The organism is Micrococcus sp. HG099 (genome assembly GCF_024723355.1).
GTDB classification, from domain to species: Bacteria; Actinomycetota; Actinomycetes; order Actinomycetales; family Micrococcaceae; genus Micrococcus; species Micrococcus endophyticus.
This window is the reverse complement of the sequence record NZ_JANQCJ010000018.1, coordinates 20,441-27,788: the sequence shown is the minus strand read 5'-3', so window position 1 is coordinate 27,788 and position 7,348 is coordinate 20,441. Positions and strand designations below refer to the sequence as shown.

The 7,348-nt window shown below is 74.4% G+C and carries 7 protein-coding genes; 4 read left to right on the top strand and 3 right to left on the bottom strand.

Annotation, left to right across the window (positions count from 1 at the left end):
* The first annotated feature begins 160 nt into the window (after positions 1-160).
* From NWP10_RS03120 to NWP10_RS03105, 4 genes are all read left to right on the top strand, one after another.
* Complete coding sequence (locus NWP10_RS03120) at positions 161-763, top strand: DNA-binding response regulator (protein ID WP_017488741.1); 603 nt, start codon at positions 161-163, stop codon at positions 761-763.
* A 215-nt stretch (positions 764-978) separates the two neighbouring features.
* Positions 979-1,194, top strand: coding sequence for a DUF3073 domain-containing protein (locus NWP10_RS03115; protein ID WP_017488740.1), 216 nt, complete (start codon positions 979-981; stop codon positions 1,192-1,194).
* Positions 1,191-2,135: a Sir2 family NAD-dependent protein deacetylase gene (locus NWP10_RS03110; protein WP_017488739.1), complete on the top strand. Its 945-nt coding sequence runs from the start codon at positions 1,191-1,193 to the stop codon at positions 2,133-2,135. The genes NWP10_RS03115 and NWP10_RS03110 overlap by 4 nt, the downstream gene beginning before the upstream one ends.
* Positions 2,136-2,335: 200 nt before the next feature.
* Complete coding sequence (locus NWP10_RS03105) at positions 2,336-2,809, top strand: hypothetical protein (RefSeq protein ID WP_017488738.1); 474 nt, start codon at positions 2,336-2,338, stop codon at positions 2,807-2,809.
* A gap of 1,339 nt (positions 2,810-4,148) precedes the next feature.
* Here NWP10_RS03105 and purM read toward each other — a convergent pair.
* Genes purM through NWP10_RS03090 form a run of 3 tightly spaced genes read right to left on the bottom strand, consistent with a single transcriptional unit; the run spans position 4,149 to position 7,320 of the window.
* Positions 4,149-5,306, bottom strand: a complete 1,158-nt coding sequence (gene purM / locus NWP10_RS03100; RefSeq protein ID WP_017488735.1) for a phosphoribosylformylglycinamidine cyclo-ligase — start codon at positions 5,304-5,306, stop codon at positions 4,149-4,151.
* Positions 5,303-6,916 carry an amidophosphoribosyltransferase gene (gene purF, locus NWP10_RS03095; RefSeq protein ID WP_017488734.1) on the bottom strand — a complete coding sequence of 538 codons (1,614 nt, stop codon included), beginning with the start codon at positions 6,914-6,916 and terminating at the stop codon, positions 5,303-5,305. Before purF ends, purM begins: the two co-directional genes overlap by 4 nt.
* Positions 6,913-7,320, bottom strand: coding sequence for a hypothetical protein (locus tag NWP10_RS03090; protein ID WP_017488733.1), 408 nt, complete (start codon positions 7,318-7,320; stop codon positions 6,913-6,915). The genes purF and NWP10_RS03090 overlap by 4 nt, the downstream gene beginning before the upstream one ends.
* Positions 7,321-7,348 lie beyond the last annotated feature (28 nt).

The following is a 7,348-nucleotide window of genomic DNA, read 5'->3' as shown; positions in this document are numbered from 1 at the left end:
GCACCGGCCTGGCCGGGCTCGCGGCCCGCGCCGCGGAGGTCAGCGGGCGGCTGTCCGCCGGGCCCGACGACGACGGCGGGTTCCGCCTCGAGCTGACCGTGCCGTCGTCGTCAGGGGCGACGACGCGCACGGACCCGACCACGACGACGGGGGAGGACGCATGATCCGCGTGCTGGTGGCCGACGACGAGGCACTGATCCGCGGCGCCGTGGAGGCCCTGCTGGCCCTCGAGGAGGACCTCGACGTGCTGCCGGGCGTCGGCACGGGGGACGACGCCGTCGCCGCTGCCCGCGCGCTCGTGCCGGACGTCTGCCTGCTGGACCTGGAGATGCCGGGGCTGGACGGCGTCGAGGCGGCGCGGGAGATCCTGCGCTCTGTGCCCACCCGTGTGGTGATCTTCACGCGCCACGCGCGGCCCGGCGTGCTGCGGCGGGCGCTCGCGGAGCGCGTGTCCGGGTTCGTGCCCAAGTCGACGCCGGCCGAGGCGCTCGCGGACGTCCTGCGCCAGGTGGCGGCCGGGCGGCGCTACGTGGACCCGGAGATCGCGGCCTCCGCGCTCTCGGGCGAGCGCAGCCCGCTCACCGACCGCGAGCTCGACGTGCTGCGCGCCGGACGCACGGCGGCGCGGGTCGAGGACATCGCCGAACGGCTCCACCTCGCGCCCGGCACGGTGCGCAACCACCTCTCCCACGCCATGGGCAAGCTCGGCGTGCGCACCCGCCACGAGGCCGCCGAGCGGGCGTGGGAGGAGGGCTGGATCTGAGGCTCTCGCTCCCCGGGAGGGCGGCCGCGGGCGGCCCCCGGCGGGGCGCCGCGGTCGGGTCGGCGGTGCGGGCTGGGGCCGCACCGGCCGGGGCCGGGACCGCGGGGGAGTGATGTATCCTTGTCCGCACGAACCATATTGACCAGTGAGTACCTCGGCGGGCCCCTGTGCGCCACAGATCCGAGGCGGCGAGAGATGCGAAGGGGGTCACGCTCATGGGGCGCGGCCGTCAGAAGGCGAAGGCCACGAAGCAGGCACGGGAGATGAAGTACTTCTCTCCCGGAACGGACCTCTCGGCACTGGAGCGAGAGCTCACGGGCGGGCGCACGCGCGCCCCGGAGCCGGAGCTGGACCAGGAGCCCGAGTACGAGGATCCCTACGCGGACCTCTACGCGGACGACGATGAGGACGACGACGCGCGGGCCCGATGACGCCCGCACGCCACCCCGCCCTGGACGGACACCAGGCCGCACTGCGGTCGATCGCCCGGGTGGTGGATGAGACAGCACCGCTGCAGGACCCCGAGACCGCGTCTCGGGGTCTGCTCCGTCTGCTGGAGGAGACCCGGCCGCTCGTGATCACCGGCGCGGGCGTCTCCACCGACTCCGGCATCCCGGACTACCGCGGGCCGAACGGCTCGCTGCACCGGCACCGGCCGATGACCTACCAGGAGTTCCGGGACGACCCGGCCGCCCGGCACCGCTACTGGGCCCGATCGTTCGTGGGCTGGCGGCGCATGGACCAGGCGCGCCCGAACGCCACGCACCGGATCCTCGCCGGCTGGGCCGCGCGCGGACTGGTCGCCGGGATCCTCACGCAGAACGTGGACGGGCTGCACGCGCAGGCCGCCGCGGAGGCGGGCGCGCCCGAGGACCGGCTGATCGAGCTGCACGGCGACCTCGCCCGCGTGGCCTGCCTGCACTGCGGCGCCACCGAGTCCCGCCGCGACCTGGACGTGCGGCTCGAGGCCGCGAACCCGGGGTACCTGGAGCGCGTGAGCATCGACCCGGAGGCAGTCAACCCGGACGGCGACGTCACCCTCGACCGGCACTGGGTGGACGAGTTCGCCATGGTCGGCTGCCTGCGCTGCGGGTCCGTGGAGCTCAAGCCGGACGTCGTGTACTTCGGCGAGTCCGTGCCCGTGGCGCGCCGGGAGGCCGCCGAGGCCATGGCCGACGACGGCGGCGCCGTGCTCGCCGTGGGCACCTCGCTGGCCGTGATGAGCGGCTACCGGTTCGTGCTGCGCGCCGAGCGGGCCGGCAAGGACACCGGGCTGATCAACCTGGGGCCCACGCGGGCCGACCCCAAGGCGAGCTGGCGCTGGCGCGCCCCCGTGGCCGACGCGCTGGCCTGGCTCGACTCCCGCCTCTGACCCGGCACTTTCGTGCGGGAAACGGGAGGCTTCGGCGGTGCTTTCGTGCGGGAAATGGGAGGCTGCCCGCTCCGTAAAGTTGCATGGTAAATGCGAGTATCATGGATCCCGTGAGCACCCCCACCGATCCGCACCGTCACCCGGCACCCAGCGCACGAGTCCGCCGCCAGGCGGGGGGCGCCGTCGTCGCCGACGGGCCGTTGTGGGCGCGCGCCGCCCTGTTCGCCGTGCCGGCGGTGTGGCTGGGCCTGCTGATCGGGATCTCGCTGATCGAGGCACCGCTGAAGTTCACCGCGCCCGGCATCACGATCCCGCTCGGGCTGGGCATCGGGCGCCGCGTGTTCTTCGCGATGAACCTCGTGGAGGTCGTCCTCGCGGTGGTGCTGCTGGTCGCGCTGGCCCGCGTCCTCGGCCGCCCGCGCGGGCTCACCGTGCCCGGCCCCGGCCGCCTGTGGCTGGGCGGGCTGACGGCCGCCGGGCTGCTGGCCGTGAAGGCCGTGGCGATCCGCCCGTTCCTCAACCGGCGCACGGACAGGGTCCTGGCCGGGGTCGACGACGGCGGCTCGTCCTGGCACTACCTCTACATCGCGGTGGACGGGCTGCTCATCCTCACAGTCGTCGCGCTGATCGTGGCGGTGGCGCGCCACCTGCTGGTCCCCACGACCGCGGCCTGACCCACTCCGCCCCGTCGCTTTCGTGTGGGAAACGGGAGGCTTCCTCGGGCCTTTCGTGCGGGAAACGGGAGGCTTCCCCGGGCCTTTCGTGCGGGAAACGGGAGGCTTCGCCGCTCCTGCACACCCCGCGCGTCGGCCGCTCTCCTCCCCAGCCGGCTCCGCCGCGCCCCGTGCGCACCCCTGACGCGCCCACGCTGGGTGCATGTCCATGTCCACGTCCACGTCCACGTCCCTGCCCCGCCCCCAGGATCGCCGCCCGCCCGTCCCCGCGCGGCCGCTCGACGTCGTCGCCGCCGGCGGACCGCTGTTCACCCGAGCGGACCTGAGCGCGGCCGGCCTCCCCGCGGACCGCCTGCGCGCCGCCGACGTCCGGCGCGTCACCCACGGCGTCCATCGGCGGGCCGACGACGTCCCCGGCGACTGGGGCGCCCTCGGCTACGCGGAGCCCCCGGTCGCCTTCGCCCCGGAGGAGACGGCGGCGATCGTCACGGCCTCCCGGGGCGTCGCCTCCCACCTCAGCGCGCTGCTCCTGCACGGCATCCCGGTGCCGCCCTTCCTCGTCGACGACGGGCGGGTCCACGTCTCGCGCCCGCACAGCCGCGGCGCCAGCGAGCGCCCGGAGGTCCGCAGCCACGCGCGCAGCGTCCCGGAGGCGGACGCGGTGGTCCTGCACGGCATCCGCGTGACGAGCGTCGAGCGCACGTGGGCGGACCTCGCCGCGCTGGTGCGCCCCGGCCATCTCGATCCGGTCGTGGCGGCGGGCGACGCCGTCGTCACCGGGATCTGGACCCCGCAGGGCCGCCTGCCCCCGCGTGCCACGATCCTGCGGCTGCGTGCGGGGCTGGCTCGGTCCGGGCGGTTCAAGGGGGCGCGGACGGCGCGTGCGGCGCTGGAGCTGATCCACGCCGGGGCGGACTCGCCCCCGGAGACGGCCCTGCGCCTGGCGTTGCTGCACGCCGGGCTTCCAGAGCCGGAGCTGCAGCTGGTCCTGCACCCGGGGCGCCAGCGCTCGCCGGACGCGGACCTGGGCTGCCGCGCCTGGCGCCTGGGGTCCACTACGACGGCAACCCCCACCTCGATCCCGCGCAGCAGGCGGTGGACGCGTGGCGGAACGGGGGATGGGCCCGGGCGGGGTGGTCGCAGATCGTGGCCACCGTGGATGACGCGCGGGACGACTTCCGCAGGGTCGTGGCGGAGGTCTTGGCGCACCGGGCCCGCCTCGGCGGGCGCGTGTACGTCGCGTAGGGGAGGCTCCCGTTTCCCGCACGAAAGTGCCGGGGAAGGCTCCCGTTCCCCGCACGAAAGCGTGGGGGGAGGGGGACGGCGCAACCGCCGCGGATCAGGCGGCGTAGGCGCCCCGCATGAGGACGGCGCCGCCGTCGACGCCCTTGGCGCCCTGGACGAAGTCCAGGCCGGCGCCGGCGGCCTCGTCGGTGACGTGGCCGATGGTGCCCATCTCCCAGGCGTCGATGCCGGCGTCCACGAGCACGGAGATCGACTTCGCGGCGATCTCCGGGTCTACCACGGCCACCATGCCCACGCCGAGGTTGAGCGTGCGCTCCAGGTCGGGCTGCGGGACGCGGCCGGCCTCGGCGAGCAGGCGGAACATGGGCGGCAGGGACCAGGTCTCGCGCTCCACGGTGGCCATCAGGCCCTGCGGGAGCACGCGGGCCAGGTTGGCGGCGAGGCCGCCGCCGGTCACGTGGCTGAACGCGCGGACGGGCAGGCCGGAGCCGCCGTCGTGCCCGTTGAGGCGCTGCACGAGGTCCAGGCAGGCGCGCGCGTAGATGCGGGTGGGTTCGAGCAGCTCCTCACCGAGGGTGCGGCCGAGCTCGGAGACCTCGCGGTCCAGGGACCAGCCGGCGGCGTTGACCACGCGGCGCACGAGGGAGTAGCCGTTGGAGTGGATGCCGGAGGAGGCCATGCCGATGACCACGTCGCCGGTCTGCACGCGGTCGGCGCCGAGCACCATGTCGGCCTCGACCACGCCGGTGGCGGCGCCGGCCACGTCGTACTCGTCCACGCCGAGCAGGCCCGGGTGCTCGGCGGTCTCGCCACCCACGAGGGCGGTGTCCGCGAGGCGGCAGCCCTCGGCCACGCCGCGCACGATGTCCGCGATGCGCTCCGGGACCACCTTGCCGCAGGCGATGTAGTCGGTCATGAACAGGGGCTTGGCGCCGACCACCACGATGTCGTCCACCACCATGCCCACGAGGTCCTGGCCGATGGTGTCGTGCTTGTCCATGGCCTGCGCGATGGCGACCTTGGTGCCCACGCCGTCCGTGGAGGTGGTGAGCAGCGGCTTGCGGTACTGCAGCAGCGCCGAGGCGTCCCACACGCCGGCGAAGCCGCCGATGCCGCCCATCACCTCGGGGGAGTGGGTGGCCTTGACGGCGTCCTTCATGAGCTCGACGGCGCGGTCGCCGGCCTCCACGTCGACGCCGGCGGAGGCATAGGTGATGGGGGCGTCGTGGGCGGTGTTCTGGTTCTCGGTCACAGCGGGGTCCTGTCCGTCTCGGTGAGGAGCTTCTCGTCGTCGGCGTCGGGGCCGGGCTCGCAGCCGGTGGAGGCCACGGTGGTGGCGTCCCCGTCCGGGGCCGTCACGGTGACGGCGGCGGCGGAGCCGGCGTCGGTCTCGAGCACGGACTTGCCGCGCTCGCTCTCGTCCGCCAGCTCGATGGGATACGTGCCGGTGAAGCAGGCGGTGCACAGCCGCTCGCGGGGCTGGCCGGTGGCGGCGATCATGGCCTCCTCGCTGATGTAGCCCAGCGAGTCGGCGCCGATGGAGGAGGCGATCTCGGCCACGCCGGCGCCGTTGGCGATCAGCTCGGCGCGGGAGGCGAAGTCGATGCCGTAGAAGCAGGGCCACTTCACGGGCGGCGAGGAGATCTTCACGTGCACCTCGGCGGCGCCGGCCTCCTTGAGCATGCGCACGATGGCGCGCTGGGTGTTGCCGCGCACGATCGAGTCGTCCACGACGACGACGCGCTTGCCCGCCACCACGGACGGCTGCACGTTGAGCTTGAGCCGGATGCCGAGCTGGCGCAGGGTCTGAGAGGGCTGGATGAAGGTGCGGCCCACGTAGGCGTTCTTCACGAAGCCCTGGCGGAACGGCAGCCCGGAGGCCTCGGCGTAGCCCACGGCGGCGGGGGTGCCGGACTCGGGGACGGGGATCACGACGTCGGCGTCCACCGGCCCCTCGAGGGCGAGGCGCCGTCCCATGTCCACGCGAGACTCGTAGACGGAGCGGCCGGAGATGGAGGCGTCCGGGCGTGCGAGGTAGACGTACTCGAACACGCAGCCGGCGGGGGTGGCCTCGGCGAAGCGGGTGGAGCGGATGCCCTCCTCGTCGATGGCGATCATCTCGCCGGGCTCGACCTCGCGGATGAAGGAGGCGCCGACGGTGGCGAGGGCGGACTGCTCGGAGGCCACCACCCAGCCGCGCTCGAGGCGGCCGAGCACGAGGGGGCGGACGCCGTGCGGGTCGCGTGCGGCGTAAAGCGTGTGCTCGTCCATGAACACGAAGCAGTAGGCGCCGCGGACCTTGGGCAGCAGCTCGAGGGCGGTCTCCTCGAGCTTGCGGCCCTCCTCGCCGTGGAGCAGGGCGGTGACGAGGGCAGTGTCCGTGGTATTGCCCTGCTTCATCTCGCCGCGCAGCTGGAGCCCGTCCCGGGCCTGGACCATGCGCAGCAGCTCGGCGGAGTTCACGAGGTTGCCGTTGTGGGCCAGGGCCACGGTGTCCCCGCCGGCGGTGGCGCCGAGGGTGGGCTGGGCGTTGGCCCACTTGTTGGCGCCGGTGGTGGAGTAGCGGCAGTGGCCGACGGCGATGTGGCCGGTGAGGGTGGCCAGGGTGGACTCGTCGAACACCTGGGAGACGAGGCCGATGTCCTTGTAGACGCCGATGCGCTTGCCGTCCGAGGCGGCGATGCCGGCGGACTCCTGGCCGCGGTGCTGCAGGGCGTAGAGGCCGTAGTAGGCCAGCTTCGCGACCTCCTCGCCGGGCGCCCACACGCCGAAGACGCCGCATTCGTCCTGGGGCCCCTGGTCCTGGGGGTCGAGGGCGGCGGTCAGGCGGCCGTCTCCTCGTCGAGTGCGCGATGCGATCACTGCTCGGGGGTCCTCTCGGTGGGGGTGGTGCGGCTGCGGAGCGCGTCCGCGGCGGAGCGGTCCAGGCGGACGTCCGCCGCGGCGGGGTCGTCGGTGCGCTCGAGGACCACGGTGCGGGTGGTGGCGCGGGAGCGGCGGTCCAGCAGGAGCCACACGAGCAGCCCCAGGACGCCGGCGCCCAGCAGGGAGATCAGGCTCACGAAGCCGAAGGTGTCCGCGAAGGACAGGGGGATGCCGGAGTACGGGTCCGCGGGCGGGTTGGGGGAGGCGTGGATGGCCGTGGTGGCCACGAGGGCGGCCAGGATGCCGAGCACGGCGGCCACGGCGAGCACCGCGGACAGCCGCGGCGCGCGGCGGACCGTGTAGGCGTGCTGATCGGCGGGGTGCGCGGGGCCGGAGGTCATGCGGGGAAGTCTATCCAGTGGGGCGGAC